This is a genomic window from Sphingomonas sp. P3_C6 (assembly GCF_056402595.1).
This window is the reverse complement of sequence record NZ_JBFUHB010000003.1, coordinates 281,717-303,208: the sequence shown is the minus strand read 5'-3', so window position 1 is coordinate 303,208 and position 21,492 is coordinate 281,717. Positions and strand designations below refer to the sequence as shown.

Sequence of the window (21,492 nt, the reverse complement as noted above, 5' to 3'; positions counted from 1 at the left end):
TCGTGCAGAATAGCCGCTCGTCTGTTGATAACGACGATACCAGTTACCCGCCGTGCTCGGCGCTACGCCAAATATCGTCCCAGCCTCGCGGCACGTGCGTCCACCCGCCATCGACGCGACCACCCGCGCCCGCAAATCGTCAGAATAAGGTTTGCCCATACATGCTGACCTCCAGCCCAGTCAGCATCTTGAATCACAAAATCACCCCGCACGGAATCCTATGATTCAACTCGGTCGAATTCGACTCTAATGCCGCGGCGTCCGCCAGCGGACTTTGCTGCTGGCCGACAGGTAAAGTTCAAGTCGCCGAAACGCACGAATGAACAGTCTTATTCAACCGTTACATTCCGGTGAGTACACGCAGGTCGATGGCGTCAGCCATCGCCTTGTAGCCGGCGTCGTTGGGATGAAGCTTGTCACCGTCGTTGTAGGCCGGATTGATTTTCAGCGGATCGGCCTTGTCCGCGACCACCGGCGAAAAGTCGATCACGCCATCGAAGGCACCTGAGTTTCGGATCCAGCTGTTGACCGCCTGCCGCACCGTCTCGCCCTGCTCGCTGGCATACCCCGCGCCCTGGTAGGGAGTGAGCGTGGCGCCGATCACACGGACACCGTGCTCATGCGCGCGTTCGATGATCTGCTTGTTCGCCGCTATCAGGGCGTCGGCCGTTACCGGCTCTCCCGGTCCACGCGGTCCGAAGCCACGGCCGATATCGTTGATACCCTCCAGCACGATAACCGCTTTCACGCCAGGCACGCTCAGCACGTCACGATCGAACCGCGCGAGTGCGTTCGGACCAGCGCCATAGCCGAGCAGGCGATTGCCGCCGATGCCGGCATTCACCATCGCCCAGCGTTGCTTGCCAGGCCGTGCCGCAAGACGTTCGGCCAAACGATCGGGCCAGCCACGGAAGGCGTTGTTGGTCGAGGCAACGCCTTCGGTGATCGAATCGCCGAGCGCGACGATCACGCCTGTCCGCTCCACAGGCGCTACCTCGACCTGGGTAAGGATCACCGGCACGTTCGCCAGGCGGACTTGAGGCAGAGTCGGTGCTCCACCGCTATCACCGCTTGGCCCCGCGACATATTGCCACAGCGACCGCACGTTGCGGACCGGCAATCGCCCCGGCGCATAAAGCGAGATCGCCAGTCTATCGAGCGCCCTTACCGGCAGCGCGACAGGATCGCTCAGCAGCGGCGCGCCTGCGGGAATGTTGGTGCCGGGAAGGCCCGCAAAGGTGACGATATGGTCGGTACCGGGGACAACCGATCCGTCAGGTCCAGCGAGGCCGACGTGCATCGCGCCAATCGTCAAGGCGTCCACTCCGCCCTCGTTCGACAGGCGCAAGCGAACCGCGCTACCACCTGCCGACACCCGCACGACCTGGCGGACGGTGACGTTGATGAGGTCGGCCGTACCAGTATCGATCGGCACGTTGCCCGGGTTTTCGATGAGCCTGGGCGGGTTTGGAAGTCGTGTTGGGCCAGATGGAGAACCGAGGGGAACGGCAGGCCCGGCGAACGGTCCATTTGGACCGGCGGGCTGTTGGCCGGGCGGGGGTGGAGAGACGACATAGCCCCACGCCGCGACCCAGCTTCGATGGGACGGACCAGACGCCGTCGCTCGTTGCGGCGCGGCAGCGGCCGGAACCGACATTGCAGCCAGTGCGCAGAGCAAGGTGACGGCAAATCGAGCCATTGGCGAATATCCTCTCGTTTGCCTTTGTCTATCTCGACAAAAGCCGTCCGCGAAGAGACTATCGAATGAGCGGCAGCTCTTGAGACGTGGTCTCGGTAGCCGGTACGTCCGGACATGCCCCGGTTGTCGCCGTTCAGTTCGAGACCGGGCGGCTTTATACCTGTCTTTCAGTCGGAACGACTTGAGTATGCGGCACAGGATCGTCCAATGGTATGTACCGGGCACGTGATGAGCGGCCGGGCACATTAACGCAGGAGGAAATCTTGTCCGAAGCGCCAGAAGTCGACCTGTTGCACGCGAGCATTCAACGCGTGTGGAACGAGCGCGACGACACCGCCCGGCTCGCTGCAATCGCCGAGATCTATCACGCAGACGCAACAATCTTCGAGCCGGCACGTGCCGTCAGCGGGCATCAAGCCATCTCCGAGGTCGTGGCGGGCGTGCTTGCCGACATGCCGCCCGGGTTCCGCTTCGAAATCGATGGAACGGGCCTGGGCCATCACGGCGTCGCCACTGCGCGCTGGAAAGGCGGCCCGCCGGATGAAATCACCGTGACCGGCGTCGACGTTGCCCGTGAGAAAGACGGGAAGCTGATCGAACACTATTTCTTCTTCAATTCTGCGCAGTGAGAGATCGCAGAAGGGCCGCCATCTAAAGCGTATCGCTGAAACCGGCCGTTCAAAAGGGTACCGTATCCGCCGTGAAGCAAGACCCAGCCTACCTTGAAACGCAGAGCAGGCGACTTCACGCTCAGTATCGGCGCAATCGACTTTTCCTAAACCTCTTCCTGTCTCTCTGGACGACGTGCTTCGTAGTGTTGTTCGCCACAGCCGTGGTCGACCGGGCAGGCTCATACGGTTGGGGCTATTCTGACGATATGTGGGTGTTCGCAGATTTCGTTCTGTTGGCACCGTGTTTCTGGGCGTTCTCGACAATAATCATGAAGTTTAATTTGGCTTACATCCGCCACACCTATGGGCCGGAGCCAACCGCGTAGGTTTCGCTTGATGGCCGCAAATGGCGCGAAGCCGTCGTTTATGAGTTTACGACCTAAACATATTTAAAGGGATCGGAGAAGGGTGCGGGGCGGACGGCGTGGTCACCGCCACCTGTCCCCGGGTCGGATGTGGGCTTTGGACTGCTCCCGGAGCGGCAACCCCCGATGAACCAGGGGTCCAGAGCAGGTTCAGGCGCGTTGTGCGAGCTTCCAAAGCCGTCACCGCCAGAGGAGCATTCGTCATGGCCGGAACAACACGCATCTCGCTGAGGCTTGTCAGCGCCACCGCGCTCGCCCTCGCGCTTGCCGCCTGTGGACAGCAGCGCCAGGCCAGCATCGACAATAGCGCGACAGCACAGAATGAGCAGGCGCTCGGTGAGCTGCCGCCTTTGCCCGAGGTCCAGCCATTGGCCGAGGGGCCGGCAACACCAGTGCGGTATGCGCCGCCGGCGTCGCGCCTGCCGGGCACCCGGCCGCTCGGTTACGCCGAGGCGCCGCAGGACGATCGTTATGCCTGGATCGACCGGGCCAACCGGATCAGCGACACGATCGGCGACGCGCCGCCCGACTATGCTTTCGACTATGACGGCGTCGAGCCGTGGGTCTGGCAGACCAGCAACGATTACCTGACCTATGCCGAGCCGATCGATGACGGCTATCGCTATTATTATTACGAGCCGGGCGCCGATTATCCGTATCTCGTGCGCGATCCTCACTACAGCTATGGCTATCGCGACGGGCGGATCGCGACCGTCTATGACCGGCAGGGACGTTATCTCGCCGCCGCCGAGGCGCAGCGCCAGGCCGAGGCGGCCTCCCGCTATTACGCCCGGGCGCGGGCGCTGCGGGTGGCGGCGCGCGAGCGCGAAGGGCGCGGCGTGGCGGCGGCGCAATGGGCGGCACGCCGTCCGGTGATCGCCGCGGCGCGAAACGACTGGCGCGACGCGCGCCAGCGCGTGCCCGACTGGCAGGCCTATCGCCAGCGCCATGCCACCGAGGAGAGCCGCCAGTTCATGCCCGAGCGTGCCGCGCGTGAGCAGGCCGCTCAACGCTTCGCCACATGGCAGCGCGGCGGTGAGGCCGGCCGCCCGCCGCAGCTCTATGGGCCGAACGATCGCGGCAACCGCCGCGACGACAATCGGCAGATCGACCAGGCACGCCAGCAGGCGCAACGTGACGTGACGCAGCAGCGCGCGGCGGCGGAACAGCAACGCCGGCAGCAACAGGCAGCCGCTCAGCAGGCGCGCGACACCGGAAGCGCGCAGGCCGATGCGCAGCGCGAGGCGGCACGCCAGCGCGCAGCGAGCGAGCAGCGAACGGTGCAGGAGCGGCTGCAGCAGCAGGCGGCCCGCCGCGATCAGGCGCGGCGTGAGCATGTGACAGAACCGCAGCGCGCCGCCGACCAGCCCGGCCCGCAGGTGCGCCAGCAGGCCGAGCAACAGCGCATCCAGCAACGGGCTGCCCAGCAACAACAGGCGCAGCAACGTGTCGCCGAGCAACGCGGCCAACAGATGCGGCAACAGCGCGACGCGCAACGCCAGCAGGCCGAGCAGCAACGCTCCGCCCAACGGCAACAGATGCAGCAGCGTGAGCAGGCGCAACAGCAGGCGGCCCAGCAGCGCGCGACGCAACAGGCTCAGCAACAGGCCCAGAGACAAGCAGCGCAGCAACGGGCGACGCCACCGCGACCCCAGCCCGGCCAGGGGCCAGGCCGCGAGCATGGCAATCGGTGACGTCCCGCGCGGCAAGCGCGGCGAGGCGAAAGCCGCGATGCGCGGATGGGAAAAGGCGCAGGACCGGTTCGGCGTGCTGCCCGAAGGATTCGACCCGGGCGACTGGTCGATCCAGTCCAAGGGTAACGCGCTGCGTCCCGAGCTGGCCGATTCAGCCTTCACCCTGTGGCCGCACGACCGCGATGAGCATTGGCGGCATGTCGTGCGCACGCATTTCCTGGCCATGACGCGGACGAGAAAGGTCGCCCATGGCTAGTCGGGGCTGAAGGACGTGACCGTAGCCGGTGCCTGGAACGATGCCTGCCCGGGCTATTGGTGGTCCGAGCAGATGAAATATTACTGGCTGATCTTCAGCGATTGCCCGCGTTTCGACTATCGCGACAATTATCTGTCGACCGAAGGCAATGTGCTGAATGGGCTGAGGCGATGAACCCGCGCTGAGGGTCAGCGGCGCCCGCGATAGCTCGGCAGCGCGAGCCTCCAGTAGATCGCGGCGGCGCGCAGGCCGAAACCTGCCGCGGCCGCGATCACCGCCGCGGCGAAGGCGGGAAGGCCGAGCACCACCAGCGCGACATGCAGCCCGGCGGCGAGTGCCGCGGCCGTCACATAGAGTTCGGGGCGCATCAGGATCGATGGCTCACCCGCCAGCACGTCGCGGATGATGCCGCCGACACAGGCGGTCATCACGCCCATCAGCGCGGCCGGCACCGGCGGTACGCCAAAGGCGAGCGCCTTGGCCGCGCCGAACACGGCATAGGACGCGAGGCCGACCGCATCGAGCCAGTCGAGCGCCTTGTCCTGCCACCAGATCTGCGGGGTAACCCAGACCAGCCCCGCGACCGCGAGGCAGATCGCCGCCACGAGGGGATCATGCACCCAGAAGACCGGCGCGCCGATCAGCAGATCGCGCACCGAACCGCCGCCGACGCCGGTGATGAGTGCGAAGAAGGCGGCGGTGACCAGCGTCTGGCCGCGCCGCGTCGCCGCCAGCGCACCGGTAGTGGCGAACACGGCGATGCCGAACAGGTCGAGCCAGGGAAGGATCGATCCGAATTGCCAGGGCGCGTGGGGGAGCATGCCGCGTTCTATCGCCCGCAACCGATCGGCGCAAAGGCGCAAAGGCGGCTGGAAAGTCGCGGCGTGCTGGGACATAGCGATGTCATGCAACGCTATCGCCCGTCGATGATCGCCCTTGCCATCTGCCTCGCCGCGCTTGCCGGTTTTGTCGATGCCCTCGCCTATTCGAGCCTTGGCGGATTCTTCGCCTCGTTCATGAGCGGCAACACGACCCGGCTCGGCGTCGCCTTCGCGACCGAGCGTCACGAGGAAGTGCGGATGGCGGGCGCCCTGCTGCTCAGCTTCGTCAGCGGGGTGATGATCGCGACGGTGATCGCCCGGCGCTGGGCGAAGCACGCGCAGGCGGCGGTGATGATCACGGTGACGCTGCTGCTCGGGGTGGCCGCGACGATCATGCAGGTCCAGCCCAATAATCGGGCGCTGCTGCTGCTCGCCGCCGCGATGGGGGCCGAGAATGGCCTGTTCCTGCGCGATGGCGAGGTGAGCATCGGGCTGACCTATATGACCGGATCGCTGGTGCGCATGGCGCAGCGGCTGGCCGGGGCACTGATGGGCGATGCCGATCGCTGGACCTGGACGCGCTATCTGGCGCTGTGGCTGGGTTTCGTGAGCGGCGTGGTCATGGGGGCGCGCTGTTATGGCGCGTTCGACAATGGGGCGCTGTGGCTGGCGACCGGGGCAGCGGCGGTGCTGACAGGGGTGGTCGCGCTGATGGCGCGCGGCAGCGAGCCGGCCGGGCCCTGGGGTGTTCGGGCGGTTTGAGCGCCGGCCACCGTTCCCCGGCGGAGGCCGGGGTCCAGTTGGAATGGCTTAAGTAACGACGCGCAACGCCCCATTACGATCGTCCCCCGACTGGGCCCCGGCCTTCGCCGGGGAGCAGTAAGGGGGCAAAGGCTTAGATGTGGATCGGCTTGCCGAGCACCGCCATCGCGGCTTCCTTGATCGCTTCCGAATGGGTCGGATGGGCGTGACAGGTATAGGCGATGTCCTCGGACGTCGCGCCGAACTCCATGGCCTGCGCGGCCTGGGCGATCATCGTGCCGCCGACCGAGGCGATGACCCAGACGCCAAGCACGCGGTCGGTCTTCGCGTCCGCGATGACCTTCACGAAGCCGTCGGGCTCATGGTTGGTCTTGGCGCGCGAGTTGGCGAGCATCGGGAACTTGCCGACCTTCACCTCACCGCGCTCCTTCGCCACTTCCTCGGTCAGGCCGACGCCGGCGATCTCGGGGTTGGTATAGACCACGCTCGGGATGACATCGTGATTCACGATGCCGGTCAGGCCGGCGATGTTCTCGGCAACGGCAATGCCCTCATCCTCGGCCTTGTGCGCCAGCATCGGGCCCGGGATCACGTCGCCGATCGCCCAGATACCGGGAACCGAGGTCTGGAAGCGGTGATCGGTCTCGACCTGGCCGCGCTGGTTGGTGGCGAGGCCCGCCTTGTCGAGACCAAGTCCCTCGGTGTTGGGACGACGGCCGATCGAGACGAGCACGGCGTCCGCCTCGATCGTCGTCGCTTCACCGCCGGCAGCGGGTTCGAGCGTCAGCGTCGCGGTATCGCCATTGACGGCCACGCCGGTGACCTTGGTCGACAGCTTGAACTCGATGCCCTGCTTCCTGAAGATCTTGTTGGATTCCTTGCGGACCTCGCCATCGAAGCCGGGCAGGATCTGGTCGAGAAACTCGACGACCGTCACCTTCGCGCCGAGGCGACGCCAGACCGAACCGAGCTCCAGCCCGATCACGCCGCCGCCGATCACGACCATGTTCTTCGGCACGGCGGGCAGTTCGAGCGCACCGGTCGAGTCCACCACGACCTTCTGGTCGATCGTCACGCCGGGCAGCGGGGTGACAGACGAGCCGGTCGCGATGACGATGTTCTTCGCACGGACTTCGCGGTCGCCGACCTTGACGCTGTCCTTGCCGGTGAAGCTCGCATAGCCCCTCAGCCACTCGACCTTGTTCTTCTTGAACAGGAACTCGATGCCGCCGGTGAGCTGCTTCACCGCGTCCTTGCGCTGGCCGTGCATGGTGTCGAGATCGAGGCTGGTCTCGACCTTCACGCCGAGCTTGGCGAGCCGGCCGGAAACCGCCTCGTCATACAGGTCGGACGCGTGCAGCATCGCCTTGGACGGGATGCAGCCGACATTGAGGCAGGTGCCGCCCAGCGTCTCGCGACCCTCGACGCAACCCGTCCTGAGGCCAAGCTGCGCCGCGCGGATCGCGGCGACATAGCCGCCCGGACCGGAGCCGATTACCAGGACGTCGAAATCATAGTCAGCCATGTGGCACCTTTATGTACCCCCGCGAAGGCGGGGGTCCAGACTGGGCTCCCGCCTTCGCGGGAGCACAAGGGAAAGATCAGAGGTCGATCAGGATACGAGTGGGGTCTTCGATCGCGTTCTTCAAGGCGACGAGGAAGGTCACTGCCTCGCGGCCGTCGATCAGGCGGTGATCGTAGCTGAGCGCGAGGTACATCATCGGACGGACCACGACCTGGCCGTCGCGGACGACCGGGCGATCCTCGATGCGGTGAAGGCCCAGCACCGCCGCCTGGGGCGGGTTGATAATCGGGGTCGACATCAGCGAGCCGAACACGCCGCCATTGGAGATGGTGAAGGTACCGCCCTTCATCTCTTCCATCTTCAGCGTGCCGTCCTTGGCGCGCTTGCCGAAATCACCGATGGTGCGCTCGATCCCGGCGACCGAAAGCTGATCGGCATCGCGCACGACCGGGACGACCAGGCCGCCCGGGCCCGACACCGCGACCGAGATATCGACATAATCGTGATAGACGATCTCGTCGCCCTCGATCGAGGCGTTGACGCTGGGCACGTCCTTTAGCGCCAGGCACGCGGCCTTGGCGAAGAAGCCCATGAAGCCGAGCCGGACGCCGTGCTTCTTCTCGAACAGATCCTTGTACTTGGCGCGCGCCTCGATCACCGCCGTCATGTCGACGTCGTTGAAGGTGGTGAGCATCGCGGCCGTGTTCTGCGCTTCCTTGAGGCGCTTTGCGATGGTCTGGCGCAGGCGCGTCATGCGCACGCGCTCTTCCTTGCGGCCGGTCGAGGCGGCGACCGACGGCGCGACCTGCGGCTCGGCAGGGGCCGCAGTAACCGGGGCGGGTGCCGGCGCGGCCGAGGCAGCGGCAACGACGTCGTCCTTGGTGATCCGGCCGTCCTTGCCGGTGCCCCTGACGGTCGCCGGATCGACACCGTGCTCGAGCACCGCGCGGCGGACCGACGGAGACAGGGCAGCCGGACCATCGCCAGCCGGCGGTGCGGCCGGCGCCGAAACGGCGGCCGGAGCAGCTGCAGCGGCGGGCTGGGCTGCGGGCGCAGCGGCGGCGCCGCCTGCTTCGATCGTCGCGATCAGCGCGCCGACCTGGACGGTGTCGCCGACCTTCACTGCATGCTGGCCCATCACGCCAGCGACGGGGGACGGCACCTCGACCGAAACCTTGTCGGTCTCCAGGCTGGCGATCGGCTCATCGACGGCCACGGCATCGCCGGGCTGCTTCAGCCATTCGCCGAGAGTCGCCTCGGTGATCGATTCGCCCAGGGTGGGAACATTGACTTCGGTTGCCATCGTGTCTTCCTCGGTGCCGCCGGAGCGGTCTTATGATTTGCGCGTGCGGCGGATTTCTTCGCGGACATTGTGGCCGAGCGCATCGGCGACGAGCGCGGCCTGTTCCATCTGGTGACGCTTCATCAGGCCGGTCGCCGGCGACGCCGACGCGGCACGACCCGAATAATGCGCCCGGGTCACCGTCGTCCCGGCCTCGACCAGGCATTCCTCCAGATAGGGCTCGATGAAGCTCCAGGCGCCGTTGTTCTTCGGCTCTTCCTGCGCCCAGACCACCTCTTCGAGATTGGCCATCTTCTTCAGGCGCTCGACCAGCGGCTCGCCCGGGAAGGGATAGAGCTGCTCGACACGAACGATCGCGGTGTTCTTGTCGCCTGCCGCGTCGCGTGCCTCCATCAGGTCATACGCGACCTTGCCGGTGCACAGCACGAGGCGCCTCACCTCGGTATCCGCGGGCGCCGACGGATCGGACAGCAGCCGCATGAAGTGGCTGTCGCCCTGGAAGTCGGACGCCTTGGACACCGCCAGCTTGTGGCGCAGCAGCGACTTGGGCGTGAAGACGATCAGCGGCTTGCGGAATGAGCGGTGCATCTGCCGACGCAGCAGGTGGAAATAGTTCGCCGGCGTGGTGCAGTTCGCGACCTGCATATTGTCCTGCGCGCACAACTGAAGGAACCGCTCGACACGGGCAGAGCTGTGCTCAGGCCCCTGCCCCTCGTACCCGTGCGGCAACAGCATCACCAGCCCGTTGGCGCGCAGCCACTTGGCCTCGCCCGACGCGATGAACTGATCGATCATGATCTGGGCGCCGTTCATGAAGTCGCCGAACTGTGCCTCCCACAGAACCAGCGTCTTCGGATCGGCCAGCGCATAGCCATATTCGAAGCCGAGCACGCCATATTCGCTGAGCGGCGAATCGAGCACCTCGAACCGGCCATGCTCGACCTGGGCGAGCGGCAGGTAGCGATGCTCGTCCTTCTGGTCGATCCACACCGCGTGGCGCTGCGAGAAGGTGCCGCGGCCCGAATCCTGGCCGGACAGGCGCACGCCGTACCCTTCCGACATCAGCGACCCGAAAGCGAGCGCCTCACCGGTGGCCCAGTCGAAATTGGCGCCCGACTTGAACATCTCACGCTTGGCGTCGATCACGCGGCCGAGCGTCTTGTGGATGGTCAGGTCTTCGGGAACGGTGGTCAGCGTGCGGCCGAGCGAGTCGAACAGCTTCGGCTCGATGCCGGTCTCGACATTGCGGCGCGCATATTCGGCATCGGCCGGCGCATGGAGCCCCGACCAGCGGCCGGCGAACCAGTCCGCCTTGTTGGGCTTGTAGTTCGCACCAGCCTCGAACTCGCCTTCGAGCAAAGTCGTGAACTGCGCAATGCTGTCATCGACCCAGGCGCGGTCGATCACGCCCTGCTCGATCAGCTTTGCGCCGTACACTTCGCTGACCGGCGGATGGGCACGGATGCGATCGTACATCAGCGGCTGGGTGAAGCCGGGCTCGTCGCCTTCATTGTGGCCGAAGCGGCGATAGCACCACATGTCGATCACGATGTCGCGGTGGAAGCGCTGGCGGAACTCGATCGCCATCTTGGTGGCGAAGGTCACCGCCTCGGGATCGTCGCCATTGACGTGGAAGATCGGCGCCTGGACACCCTTCGCCACATCCGAGGGATAGGGCGAGGAGCGCGCGAATTGCGGGCTCGTCGTGAAGCCGATCTGGTTGTTGATGACGAAGTGGATGCAACCGCCGGTATTGTAGCCGCGGATGCCCGAGAAGCCGAGGCATTCCCACACGATACCCTGGCCGGCGAACGCCGCGTCGCCATGGATGAGCACCGGCAGCGATGCCTTGTGCTCGGCGAGATCGCCCGCGATCGTCTGGATCGCGCGGACCTTGCCCAGCACGACCGGATCTTCGGCCTCGAGATGCGAGGGGTTGGCGACCAGCGACATATGGACGCTGATCCCGTCGAACTCGCGGTCGGTCGAGGTGCCGAGATGGTATTTCACGTCGCCCGAGCCGGCCACGTCATCGGGATTGTCCGAGCCGCCACCGAATTCGTGGAAGATGATCCGGAATGGCTTGGCCATCACGTTGGTGAGCACGTTCAGGCGGCCGCGATGCGCCATGCCGAACACGATCTCGCGCACGCCGAGCTGACCGCCGTACTTGATGACGCTTTCGAGCGCCGGGATCATGCTCTCGCCGCCGTCCAGGCCGAAACGCTTGGTGCCGACATATTTGCGGCCGCAGAATTTCTCCCACTGCTCGGCTTCGATCACCTTGTTGAGGATCGCCTTCTTGCCGAGCGGGCTGAACTCGATCGCCTTGTCCTTGCCCTCCATCCGTTCCTGGAGGAAGCGGCGCTCCTCGACATCGGCGATGTGCATGTATTCGAGGCCGACATTGCCGCAGTAATTCGCGCGCAGCGTGTCGACGAGCTCACGCACGGTCGACCATTGCAGGCCCATGGTGCCGCCGAGATAGACCGGCCGATCGAGATCGGCGTCGGAGAAGCCATGATATTCCGTGCGCAGATCGGCCGGCATCTCGCGCTTGGACAGGCCGAGCGGATCGAGATTGGCGGCGAGGTGGCCGCGCACCCGGTAGGTGCGGATCAGCATCATCGCGCGGATCGAGTCGCCCGCGGCGCGGATGATGTCGTCCTGCGACGGCGCAGCGGCCGCCGCCGGTGCCGCCGGCTTGGCGCCGCCCTTGGCGGGCTTGGGCGCCGGCTCCATCTGGGTCGGGTCGAGCGCCGAGGTCAGGTCGTCGGTCGAGCTGAGCGGCCAGTTGGCCTGCGTCCAGCTCGGCCCGGTCGCGCCGTTGTCGAGGCCCTCGAAAAAGCCGCGCCAGCCCGGCTCGACGCTGTCCGGAGATACTTTGTAGCGCGCATAGAGCGCATCGATGAACGCCGGGCTCACGCCCCCGGCGATGTCAGCGAAATCCTGGCCTTCGTAGCCCATGGCTTTTCCTCGGCGCATCCCTGGGGAGGTGATGCCGCTTTGCCCCCGCCCGAAGCGGGGCCCTTGTTAACCCTTCAACACCGACAGCAGCGTCGTGCCCAGTTCGGACGGGCTGTCCGCTACCTTGATCCCTGCCGCTTCCATCGCCGCGATCTTGTCCTCGGCACCGCCCTGGCCGCCCGAGACGATCGCACCGGCATGGCCCATGCGGCGACCCGGAGGCGCCGTACGGCCAGCGATGAACCCCGCCATCGGCTTCGAACGGCCGCGCTTCGCCTCGTCGCGAAGGAACTGCGCGGCTTCCTCTTCCGCCGAACCACCGATCTCGCCGATCATGATGATCGACTGAGTCTCGGGATCGGCGAGGAAGAGTTCGAGCACGTCGATGAAGTTCGTCCCGTTGACAGGATCGCCGCCGATGCCGACTGCGGTCGTCTGGCCGAGGCCCGCATTCGACGTCTGGAAGACTGCTTCATAGGTAAGCGTGCCGGAGCGGCTTACAACGCCGACCGAACCCTGCTTGAAGATGCTGCCGGGCATGATGCCGATCTTGCACTGGCCTGGGGTCAGCACGCCCGGGCAGTTCGGGCCGATCAGGCGCGACTTCGAACCGCTCAGCGCGCGCTTCACCTTGACCATGTCGAGCACCGGAATGCCCTCCGTGATGGTCACGATCAGCGGCACTTCCGCGTCGATCGCCTCAAGGATCGAATCCGCGGCGAAGGGCGGCGGAACGTAGATGACGGACGCGGTCGCGCCGGTCTTTGCCACAGCCTCCGCGACGGTGTCGTATACGGGCAGGCCGATATGCTCGGTGCCGCCCTTGCCCGGCGTCACGCCGCCGACCATCTGCGTGCCATAGGCCAGCGCCTGCTGGGTGTGGAACGTGCCGGTCTCACCGGTCATGCCCTGGGTGATGACCTTGGTGTTCTTGTCGACGAGGATTGCCATTCTATTCTCTTCCTCATTGTTCCCCGGCGAAGGCCGGGGCCCAGTTAGGAAAGCAGTTGTGGTTCATGCGACGGTCTCGAACAGATCATCCCAGTCGGGATTCAGCCCTTCGATCTCTCGCAGTTTCCAAACCCGCTTCCACTCCTTCATCTGCAGCTCGCGCTGCCGCGCTTCTTCGATCGTGTCGTACGCCTGATACCAGACCAGCGTGTGACACCGATGTTTCTTCGTGAACCCTTCGACGACATCGTTGCGATGCTCCCAAATGCGCTTGGGAAGGTCGCTCGTTACGCCGAGATAGATCGTGCCGTTTCTGCCGCTCGCCATGATGTAGACGAAGCCGGCCTTCTCCACTCTCAGGGTTCTCCCAACTGGGCCCCGGCCTTCGCCGGGGAACAGCTAATTTATCAGGCCAGGCTTCCGTCGATCGCCTTGCAGGCGACAAGCAATTCCTTGACCGCCTCGACCGACACGTCGAGGTTATTCTGCGCTTCGGCATCGAGCTTGATCTCGACGACCTTCTCGACGCCGCCGGCGCCGATGATCACCGGCACGCCGACATAGAGATTGTCGACGCCATACTGGCCGGTCAGGTGGACCGCCGCCGGGAGCAGGCGCTTCTGGTCGTAGAGATAGGCTTCGGCCATCGAGATCGCCGAGGTGGCGGGCGCGTAATAGGCCGAGCCGGTCTTGAGCAGCGCGACGATCTCGCCGCCGCCCGAACGGGTGCGCGCCACGATCGCATCGATCTTCTCCTGGGTGGAGAAGCCCATCTCGATCAGGTCGGGAACCGGGATGCCCGATACGGTCGAGTAGCTGATGACCGGGACCATGGTGTCGCCGTGCCCACCAAGCACGAAGGACGTGACGTCCTTGACCGAGACCTTGAACTCTTCGGCGAGGAAGTGGCTGAAGCGCGAGCTGTCGAGCACGCCGGCCATACCGACAACCTTCTGGTGCGGGAGGCCCGAGAACTCGCGCAGTGCCCAGACCATCGCATCGAGCGGGTTGGTGATGCAGATGACGAAGGCGTCGGGTGCGTTGGCGGCGATGCCTTCGCCCACAGCCTTCATGACCTTCAGGTTGATGCCGAGCAGGTCGTCGCGGCTCATGCCCGGCTTGCGGGCGACACCGGCGGTGACGATGATGACGTCGGCGCCGGCGATATCGGCATAATCATTGGTGCCGGTGATCTTGGCATCGAAGCCCTCGACCGGGCTGCACTGGCTGAGATCGAGCGCCTTGCCCTGCGGCACACCCTCGACCACGTCGAACAGGACGATGTCACCCAGGCCCTTCAGTGCTGCGAGATGGGCGAGCGTGCCGCCGATGTTTCCGGCACCGATCAACGCGATCTTCTTGCGGGCCATTCGTCGTCCTTTCGACAATATCAAAGCCGCGCACGCGGCGAAACTGCGCGGCGGCTTAGGCCGGTTTTGCCGGAGGGGCAACCGCAAAAACCCTATATTTTCACGTCTTATTGCAAGTGCTTCGCAAGTGCATTACTGAGGCGGCGCGCCTTCCGGATCGACATAGCGACGCTCGCCCGTAACGTCATTGTACCAGACTGTTACGGGTCGGCCGCTGGCGTCGTCGACGAATCGCTCCGACGTCTCGCGCCAGCCGCCGCCTATGGGCTTCGTCTGCGATGCCCCGTAACGACGACGTTCAAAGACGATACCGGCGAGCACCACCATGGCCGCGATCAGGGTCGGCCACACGGCCGGGTCGATCACGGCGCCGATCACCGCCGCGGTGAACAGCAACATCGCGATCACCAGGATGAAGGTGCGCAGCATCATTCGGGCGCGGGATCGAGGATGACGGCGGTGCCATAGGCAACCACCTCGTTCATCGCCTGAGCGATCTCCCCCGAGTCGAACCGCATCATGACGACGGCGTTCGCGCCCATCAGCGCCGCATTGGCGACCAGCCGGTCGATCGCATGGCGGCGGGTATCCTCGACCAGCCTGGTATATTCGGGAATCTCCCCGCCGACGATCGACCGCAGGCTGGCGGTGATGTTGCCACCGATGCCGCGGCTGCGGACGACGACGCCGAACGCCTGGCCAAGCGTCGCGCGGACGGTATGGCCCGGGACATTTTCCGTGGTGGTGACGAGCATCTTCTTCCCTCCATGACCGGTTGCCGCATGATAACAGGTGGCGGGACGATGGCGAGGGCCGCTCAGTTCGCGCCGTGACCCTGCTCTAGATAGTCGTCGGAGCGCATTTCCTCGAGGCGGCTGATGGTGCGTTCGAACTCGAAGCGGCCGTCCCCCTTTTCGTACAGTTCGCCCGGTGGTGCGTCAGCCGCCGCGAGGAGCTTCACCTTGTGCTCGTACAGCGCGTCGATCAGTTGGACGAAGCGCGCCGCCTCGTTGCGGTTCTCCGGCCCCAGCCTGGGGATACCGACCAGGATGATGGTGTGGAAGCGCCGCGCGACCGCGAGATAGTCGGCGGAACCGCGCGCCTCGCCGCACAGCCGCTTGAACGAGAAGACGGCGACACCCTTCAGGCTCTTGGGCACGTGCAGCGTCCGCCCGCCGCCGACCGGCAATTCCTCGGACGGCACATTCTCGCGGTCCTCGGGCGGATAATCGGTCAGGCGGAAAAAGGCGGCCGAAAGCTGGGCGGTCGCCTCGGGCCCATTGGGCACCAGCCACGTCTCGACCTGACCGAGCCGGTCGCGGCGATAGTCGACCGGGCCGTTGAGCGCGAGCACCTGCATGCGGCTTTCGATCAGGTCGATGAAGGGCAGGAAATGCTCGCGGTTGAGCCCGTCCTTGTAGAGGTCGCGCGGCGGACGATTGGAGGTCATCACCACCGTCACGCCGTGGCGCAACAGCTCGGTGAACAGCCGCGACAGGATCATCGCGTCGGGGCTGTTGGTGACCATTATCTCGTCGAAGCAAAGAACCTTCACTTCTTCGGCGATCGCGACGGCGACGGGGAGGATCGGGTCGCCGACCTCCTTCTCGCGCTCGACCCGCAGGCGTGCATGCACGTCGAGCATGAATTCCAGGAAGTGAATCCGCCGTTTCCGCCGCATGTTGATGCAGCCGTAAAACAGATCCATCAGCATCGACTTGCCGCGGCCGACCCCGCCCCAGAGATAGATGCCGGACGGTGCCTCGGGCCGCCTGCCCAGCGCGCGCCACAGCACGGAACCGCGCTTCGGTGCTGCTTCCAGTTCGGTCGCGAGCGCGTTGAGCCGGCGCGCGGCCTCTGCCTGTTCGGGGTCGGGCCTGAGTTCGCCTGCGGCGACCAGGGCTTCGTATCGGGCGAAGACGGTGGGCATTTACTGCTCCCCGGCGAAGGCCGGGGGCCATTTGGGGGACGGCAATTGGCTGGCGTTGCGCATCATTATTCCCGCCATCCCGACTGGGCCCCGGCCTTCGCCGGGGAACAAAAGAGAAAGGGAATGGCTCACTGCTTCGGGGTCGCCTTGCGGATCGTGGCGGAGAAGCTCGCGACTTTGCCCTCGCCCTGCACCACCAGCCCGCGCAGGAACAGCAGGCGTCCGGTCTCGCGCAGCAGCTCGACCTGCGCCTCCAGCGGCTCGCCGATACGGCCGCCGCCGATGAACTGAGCCGAGAGATCGAGCGTCACCGCCGACCCGGCGGTGATCAGGCCGAAGCTGCGCGAGGCGGCGAACAGCGCGACGTCGATGAAGCCGAGCATCGCGCCGCCATGCACATTGTCGCGCAGGTTGGAATGGCGCCGCTCCGGCGTCATGCGCACGCGGGCGATGCCGCCCTCGATCCGCACCATCATCGGGCCGAGAAAACTGTTGTAGCGCGTCGGATCGGTGAACCCCCACCGCATCCAGCCGGGATGGTCCGGATCCTCCTCATAGAGGAAGGTGTCACGTGGACTCGAATCGGTCACGGGGCGAGCCTCAGACGACTCGTTCTGCTTCCATCTTCTTGATCTCGGCGATCGCCTTGGCCGGGTTGAGGCCCTTGGGGCAGACATTCGCGCAGTTCATGATCGTGTGGCAGCGATAGAGGCGGAACGGATCCTCCAACTCGTCGAGTCGGTCGCCGGTCATCTCGTCGCGGCTGTCGGCCAGCCAGCGATAAGCCTGCAACAGGATCGCCGGGCCGAGGAACTTGTCGGAATTCCACCAATAGCTCGGGCACGCGGTCGAGCAGCAGGCGCACAGGATGCACTCGTACAGGCCGTCCAGCTTCTCCCGGTCGGCCGGCGACTGGAGCCGCTCCTTGCCCGAGGGCGGCGGCGTGACGGTCTGCAGCCAGGGCTTGATCGAGGAATATTGCGCATAGAAATGGGTGAAATCGGGGACCAGGTCCTTGATCACTTCCATGTGCGGCAGCGGCGTGATGCGGATATCGCCCTTCACATCCTCGATCGCGGTGGTGCAGGCCAGGCCGTTCTTGCCGTCGATGTTCATCGAGCAGGAGCCGCAAATGCCCTCGCGGCAGGAGCGGCGGAAAGTCAGCGAGCTGTCCTGTTCCGACTTCATCTTGATCAGCGCGTCGAGCACCATCGGGCCGCAATTGTCGAGATCGATCTCGAACGTGTCGTAATGCGGGTTCTCGCCGGCATCGGGGTCATAGCGGTAGATCTTGAAGTTCTTGACCCGCTTTGCCTCGGCGGCTGCCTTATGGACCTTGCCGCCTTTTTTGGGTCGGCTGTTCGGGGGCAGTCTGAATTCGGCCATGCCTGAAAGTCTCCGGCGGAAACGAAATGGTGCGTCGCGGAAGCGGCTATGCCTTTCGGCGCGCGCGTGCAACCCTTTGGCGTGGTCTGCGGCGTCGTATCGCTGCAGGATCGCAAATTCCGGAACGGCGCAGGCATCATCGCCGGCGTTGCGGGAGCCGGACAAGAATCGTAGGGCGAAGTCCAACATATGAACGAACGGGGCAAGATATGAGATTGAGCGATTGCCACAATGTCGAGGATTTCCGCACCCTCGCCCGCAAACGCCTGCCCGGCCCCGTCTACCATTATATCGACGGCGCGGCCGACGACGAGAAGACCAAGGCGCGTAACACCGAAGCATTCGAGTCGTGCGACCTGGTGCCGAGCGTGCTTGCCGGCGTCGAGAACATCGACATGAGCACCACGGTGATGGGCCGCAAGATCGACATGCCGCTCTTCCTGTCGCCAACCGCATTGCAGCGCCTGTTCCACTGGCATGGCGAGCGCGGCGTCGCGCGCGCGGCCGAGAAGTTCGGCACCTATTTCGGCATTTCGAGCCTCGGCACGGTCAGCATCGAGGAGATCGGCCGGACGATCAGCACGCCCAAGATGTTCCAGCTCTACATCCACAAGGACAAGGGGCTGAACCACGCGTTGGTCGAGCGGTGCAAGGAAGCCAAGTTCGACTGTATCGCGCTGACCGTCGACACGATCGTGTCGGGCAATCGCGAGCGCTGCCTGCGCACCGGCTTCACCTCGCCGCCGCGGCTGACGCCGGCATCGGCGATCAGCTTCGCGACTCACCCGGGCTGGACGCTCGACTATCTGTTCCGTGAGAAGTTCGAGCTGTCGAACCTGAAGGATCATGTGTCCGAGGGCACCAATGTCGCGCTGTCGGTGGCGGATTATTTCAACAAGATGCTCGACCCGTCGATGGACTGGAAGACGGCCGAGGGCGTGCGCGCCCAATGGGGCGGCCAGTTCTGCCTGAAGGGCATCATGTCGGTCGAGGACGCGAAGCGCGCGGTCGATATCGGGGCGACGGCGATCATGGTGTCGAACCATGGCGGGCGGCAGCTGGACGGCAGCCGCTCGCCCTTCGACCAGCTGGCGGAGATCGTCGATGCGGTCGGGGACAAGATCGACGTGATCTGCGACGGCGGCATTCGTCGCGGGAGCCATGTGCTGAAGGCGCTGAGCGTGGGCGCGAAGGCGTGCTCGGGCGGGCGTATGTATCTCTACGCGCTGGCGGCTGCGGGCCAGCCTGGGGTCGAGCGCGTGCTCGGGCGGCTTCAGGCGGAGATCGAGCGGGACATGAAACTGATGGGGGTGAAGTCGGTGGCGGAGCTGACCCGGGGCAATCTGCGCTGGCGGACCTGACGCTTCGCCCTCCCCCGCTTGCGGGAGAGGGCAGATGAGCGAAGCGAAGTCGGGAGAGGGGCAGTGCGGTGAGGACTGCCTGACACACTACCCCTCTCCCCTACCCTCCCCCAGAGGGGAGAGGGAGATTTAGGCCTCCCGCGGCTCCGGCGTCCCGCCCCAGTCGATGTTCCGTGTCAGGTACATCACTGCGGCGAGCGCGACGAAGAGCATCACCGATCCGACCAGCAGCGACATGTCCTCGAGGCTGAGCAGGACATAGAGCACGCCATAGAGCGCCGCGATCAACCCGCCGATGAAGAGGCTGCGCCGCCAGCTGCCGAGCACCGCCGCGGAATAGGCGGTGAGAAGCGAGACGATCGCGCCGCCCGCGACCGCATAGGCAGGGGTGAAGCCGATCACTTCGGCAAAGGCGAGCAGCATCACGAAGAACAGCACCAGCCCCGAGCCGACCAGGCCATATTCGATCGCCGACACCTTCACCCCGCCGATGACGTCGAACATCAGGAAAGCGAGGAAGGTGAAGCCGACGAACAGAAAGCCATATTTCACCGAGCGGTTGACCTGGCTGTAGAGATCGACCGGCGTCAGCAGATCGACACGCGCCTCACGCGCGCCGGCTTCCGCACCGCGGCGCCCCTCTCCGCCCGACTGCGCGGTCGAGTCGCCCGAGGCCTGATCGAACGAGACGAGCGCGCTGCCCAATGCGAGGTTGCCGACACGCCAGGTCGAGTCGAAGCCCTTGCCGAACGCCCTTTTCTGCACCGGCAGGAAACCGCCCTGATAGCTCGGGTTAGGCCAGGGCGAGACGACCTGCCATGCCGTGTCGCCGCCATTGGGCATCAGCGACAGCGATCCATTGCCGCGCACCGCATAGTCGAACGCCACGCCGAGCGGCCGGCCGCGCAGGTCGCTTGCGTCGAACCAGGCGTAGAAACCCGACCCGCCCGTCTCGCGCATGCCGTTGCCGGGCTGGAGCGCGACCGGCTTGCCGTTGAGCGACACCGCGGGCGGCGGCCCGAACAGGCCGCGCGCGTCGCTGATGCCGAAGCGAATCTGCGCCCGGTCCAGCGCGAGCGCGTCGGGTGCGACGCCGAAGCGCTGGAGATCGGCCGGCAGCGAGAAGCGTGCGCTGCCATGGTTGCGTGCTTCGAACACGACCACGTCATAGATCGAACGGTGGCGCAGATCGGGCTTCAGGTCGGTCTTCAGCTTGGTCACATCGGGCGACAGGGTCATGTCGTGCCAGCTCGTGCTGGTCTTGGTCACCTGCTTGCCATTTTCGGTGACGGTTTCGGTAGTCTGTTTCGAATAGGGGATGACGAGCACCGGTCCCGCAATGACCTGCGGCCCGCCCCAGCCCTGCGCGATCGAGGCCTGGGCAGTCTCCGACTGGTTTTGCCGGTCGTAGACGAGGAGATAGATGGCGAAGAGCGGGATCGCGAGCAGCGTGCCGATGAGGAACGGCAACAGCAGCTTGAACCCGGGCGAACGTTCGGTCGCATGACGTGCGGACATAAGGGCCTCCTTCAGGAGACCTTCAGCTAGCGGGGCGCCGGGATGGAAGCCAAAGTGGATCGGGAGGAATGGCCGTGCAGAATGGGTGCAGGCACCCGCCCCCCTCAGATCACGTCAAGTACCAGCCCGAGGTCGCGCGCTTCCTCGGCCTCGATATACCAGTTGGCCGGCGCTCGCTCGCGCAGATCCTCGAAATCGACCCGGCTGCCCCTCACGATGTCGCGGAAGCCCTCCTCCTCGATCAGGATCGAATGTTCGATCTCGTGCAGGGTCGCCTTCAGGCTGGCGATGCACATGCGCAGCGGGCCGTTGATGTTGAGCTGCTTCGAGATGATCCGCTCATGGATCATCAGCCTGGTGTGGCGCGTCAGGAAGCGGCGATCGACCGGGAACGCCGCCATGAAGGTCGCGCCGGCGGAATAGACCGCGACCTTGCCGAGGAACAGGATCTCGCGGCCGTCATGATCCTCCAGCAGGCGGATATCGTCGGCCATGGTCCGCGCGACCTCCGGATCGCCGCCGAGCGTGGTCATCGCGATGACCAGCGCGCCTTCCTCCGGGCAGGTCTCGAGCTGCTGACGAAAGCTCTGGTACATATATTGGTCGACCGGACCGGACAGGCGAATGTGCGGCTTGGCGAGCAGCGGGTAGCGGGTTTCCTTCATGGCGCCCCCAACCCCAGCACGGCGCGAAATGTTCCGACGTCACGACCTGCCGGCTGGCTGTTTTTCGCTCTATATTTTTTGCTGGCCGTCATGTTGGAGAGCGGGCGCGGATTTCACGCGTGTTGTCATCGACTTGCGTCGCAGCTGGCTGTTATCGAATAACAGCCATGGAACAGCCAGCTATCAGCGGTGGAACAGCCAGGAATAGCGGTCCGATAAAGTCACCAGCGATGCGAAAGAACGGCAAG

The 21,492-nt window shown here is 65.3% G+C and carries 20 protein-coding genes and 1 pseudogene; 5 read left to right on the top strand and 16 right to left on the bottom strand.

Annotated features, from left to right (window positions below; translation table 11 throughout):
* Nucleotides 1-159 (bottom strand): helix-turn-helix domain-containing protein (locus tag AC1DT7_RS06360; RefSeq protein WP_478034994.1); only part of this gene is annotated, 159 nt, incomplete at its 3' end.
* A 181-nt stretch (nucleotides 160-340) separates the two neighbouring features.
* Nucleotides 341-1,435: an SGNH/GDSL hydrolase family protein gene (locus AC1DT7_RS06355; protein ID WP_478034978.1), complete on the bottom strand. Its 1,095-nt coding sequence runs from the start codon at nucleotides 1,433-1,435 to the stop codon at nucleotides 341-343.
* Between the two features lie 527 nt (nucleotides 1,436-1,962).
* On the opposite strand from AC1DT7_RS06355, the gene AC1DT7_RS06350 reads away from it, so the two are divergent.
* From AC1DT7_RS06350 to AC1DT7_RS06340, 3 genes and pseudogenes are all read left to right on the top strand, one after another.
* Complete coding sequence (locus AC1DT7_RS06350) at nucleotides 1,963-2,328, top strand: nuclear transport factor 2 family protein (protein ID WP_478034977.1); 366 nt, start codon at nucleotides 1,963-1,965, stop codon at nucleotides 2,326-2,328.
* A 610-nt stretch (nucleotides 2,329-2,938) separates the two neighbouring features.
* Nucleotides 2,939-4,429, top strand: coding sequence for a hypothetical protein (locus tag AC1DT7_RS06345; RefSeq protein ID WP_478034976.1), 1,491 nt, complete (start codon nucleotides 2,939-2,941; stop codon nucleotides 4,427-4,429).
* Nucleotides 4,416-4,859: pseudogene (locus AC1DT7_RS06340) on the top strand (glycoside hydrolase family 47 protein). Before AC1DT7_RS06345 ends, AC1DT7_RS06340 begins: the two are co-directional and overlap by 14 nt.
* Before the next feature lie 14 nt (nucleotides 4,860-4,873).
* Here the strand turns inward: AC1DT7_RS06340 and AC1DT7_RS06335 are convergent.
* Nucleotides 4,874-5,506 (bottom strand): trimeric intracellular cation channel family protein, encoded by a 633-nt coding sequence (locus AC1DT7_RS06335; RefSeq protein WP_478034974.1) that lies wholly within the window; start codon nucleotides 5,504-5,506, stop codon nucleotides 4,874-4,876.
* A gap of 84 nt (nucleotides 5,507-5,590) precedes the next feature.
* On the opposite strand from AC1DT7_RS06335, the gene AC1DT7_RS06330 reads away from it, so the two are divergent.
* Nucleotides 5,591-6,268 carry a YoaK family protein gene (locus AC1DT7_RS06330; protein WP_478034972.1) on the top strand — a complete coding sequence of 226 codons (678 nt, stop codon included), beginning with the start codon at nucleotides 5,591-5,593 and terminating at the stop codon, nucleotides 6,266-6,268.
* A gap of 133 nt (nucleotides 6,269-6,401) precedes the next feature.
* On the opposite strand, the gene lpdA is transcribed toward AC1DT7_RS06330, so the two are convergent.
* The 11 genes from lpdA to AC1DT7_RS06275 form a co-directional block, all read right to left on the bottom strand.
* Nucleotides 6,402-7,793, bottom strand: a complete 1,392-nt coding sequence (gene lpdA / locus AC1DT7_RS06325; protein ID WP_478034971.1) for a dihydrolipoyl dehydrogenase — start codon at nucleotides 7,791-7,793, stop codon at nucleotides 6,402-6,404.
* Nucleotides 7,794-7,869: 76 nt separating this feature from the next.
* Entirely contained in the window at nucleotides 7,870-9,096 is a 1,227-nt protein-coding gene (gene odhB, locus AC1DT7_RS06320; RefSeq protein WP_478034970.1) for a 2-oxoglutarate dehydrogenase complex dihydrolipoyllysine-residue succinyltransferase, read from the bottom strand.
* A 30-nt stretch (nucleotides 9,097-9,126) separates the two neighbouring features.
* A complete protein-coding gene (locus AC1DT7_RS06315; RefSeq protein ID WP_478034968.1) occupies nucleotides 9,127-12,063 on the bottom strand; it encodes a 2-oxoglutarate dehydrogenase E1 component in 2,937 nt (978 codons plus the stop codon).
* A 66-nt stretch (nucleotides 12,064-12,129) separates the two neighbouring features.
* The gene (gene sucD, locus AC1DT7_RS06310) at nucleotides 12,130-13,014 is read right to left on the bottom strand and encodes a succinate--CoA ligase subunit alpha (protein WP_478034967.1); all 885 of its coding nucleotides are present in this window, start codon (nucleotides 13,012-13,014) and stop codon (nucleotides 12,130-12,132) included.
* A gap of 63 nt (nucleotides 13,015-13,077) precedes the next feature.
* Nucleotides 13,078-13,368 (bottom strand): GIY-YIG nuclease family protein, encoded by a 291-nt coding sequence (locus AC1DT7_RS06305; protein ID WP_478034966.1) that lies wholly within the window; start codon nucleotides 13,366-13,368, stop codon nucleotides 13,078-13,080.
* Between the two features lie 53 nt (nucleotides 13,369-13,421).
* Nucleotides 13,422-14,384, bottom strand: coding sequence for a malate dehydrogenase (gene mdh / locus AC1DT7_RS06300; protein ID WP_478034964.1), 963 nt, complete (start codon nucleotides 14,382-14,384; stop codon nucleotides 13,422-13,424).
* 132 nt (nucleotides 14,385-14,516) lie between these two features.
* Entirely contained in the window at nucleotides 14,517-14,816 is a 300-nt protein-coding gene (locus tag AC1DT7_RS06295) for a hypothetical protein (RefSeq protein WP_478034962.1), read from the bottom strand.
* Nucleotides 14,813-15,139 carry a YbjQ family protein gene (locus AC1DT7_RS06290; RefSeq protein ID WP_478034961.1) on the bottom strand — a complete coding sequence of 109 codons (327 nt, stop codon included), beginning with the start codon at nucleotides 15,137-15,139 and terminating at the stop codon, nucleotides 14,813-14,815. The genes AC1DT7_RS06295 and AC1DT7_RS06290 overlap by 4 nt, the downstream gene beginning before the upstream one ends.
* Before the next feature lie 62 nt (nucleotides 15,140-15,201).
* Nucleotides 15,202-16,314: a cell division protein ZapE gene (zapE, locus tag AC1DT7_RS06285; protein WP_478034960.1), complete on the bottom strand. Its 1,113-nt coding sequence runs from the start codon at nucleotides 16,312-16,314 to the stop codon at nucleotides 15,202-15,204.
* Nucleotides 16,315-16,442: 128 nt separating this feature from the next.
* Nucleotides 16,443-16,841: a PaaI family thioesterase gene (locus AC1DT7_RS06280; protein ID WP_478034993.1), complete on the bottom strand. Its 399-nt coding sequence runs from the start codon at nucleotides 16,839-16,841 to the stop codon at nucleotides 16,443-16,445.
* Between the two features lie 73 nt (nucleotides 16,842-16,914).
* Nucleotides 16,915-17,700, bottom strand: coding sequence for a succinate dehydrogenase iron-sulfur subunit (locus tag AC1DT7_RS06275; protein ID WP_478034959.1), 786 nt, complete (start codon nucleotides 17,698-17,700; stop codon nucleotides 16,915-16,917).
* A gap of 209 nt (nucleotides 17,701-17,909) precedes the next feature.
* On the opposite strand from AC1DT7_RS06275, the gene AC1DT7_RS06270 reads away from it, so the two are divergent.
* Nucleotides 17,910-19,061, top strand: coding sequence for an alpha-hydroxy acid oxidase (locus AC1DT7_RS06270; protein ID WP_478034958.1), 1,152 nt, complete (start codon nucleotides 17,910-17,912; stop codon nucleotides 19,059-19,061).
* Between the two features lie 129 nt (nucleotides 19,062-19,190).
* Here the strand turns inward: AC1DT7_RS06270 and creD are convergent, their stop codons facing one another.
* Entirely contained in the window at nucleotides 19,191-20,579 is a 1,389-nt protein-coding gene (gene creD / locus AC1DT7_RS06265) for a cell envelope integrity protein CreD (RefSeq protein ID WP_478034957.1), read from the bottom strand.
* A gap of 104 nt (nucleotides 20,580-20,683) precedes the next feature.
* Nucleotides 20,684-21,244, bottom strand: coding sequence for an ATP-dependent Clp protease proteolytic subunit (locus AC1DT7_RS06260; RefSeq protein ID WP_478034956.1), 561 nt, complete (start codon nucleotides 21,242-21,244; stop codon nucleotides 20,684-20,686).
* Between the last annotated feature and the right edge of the window lie 248 nt (nucleotides 21,245-21,492).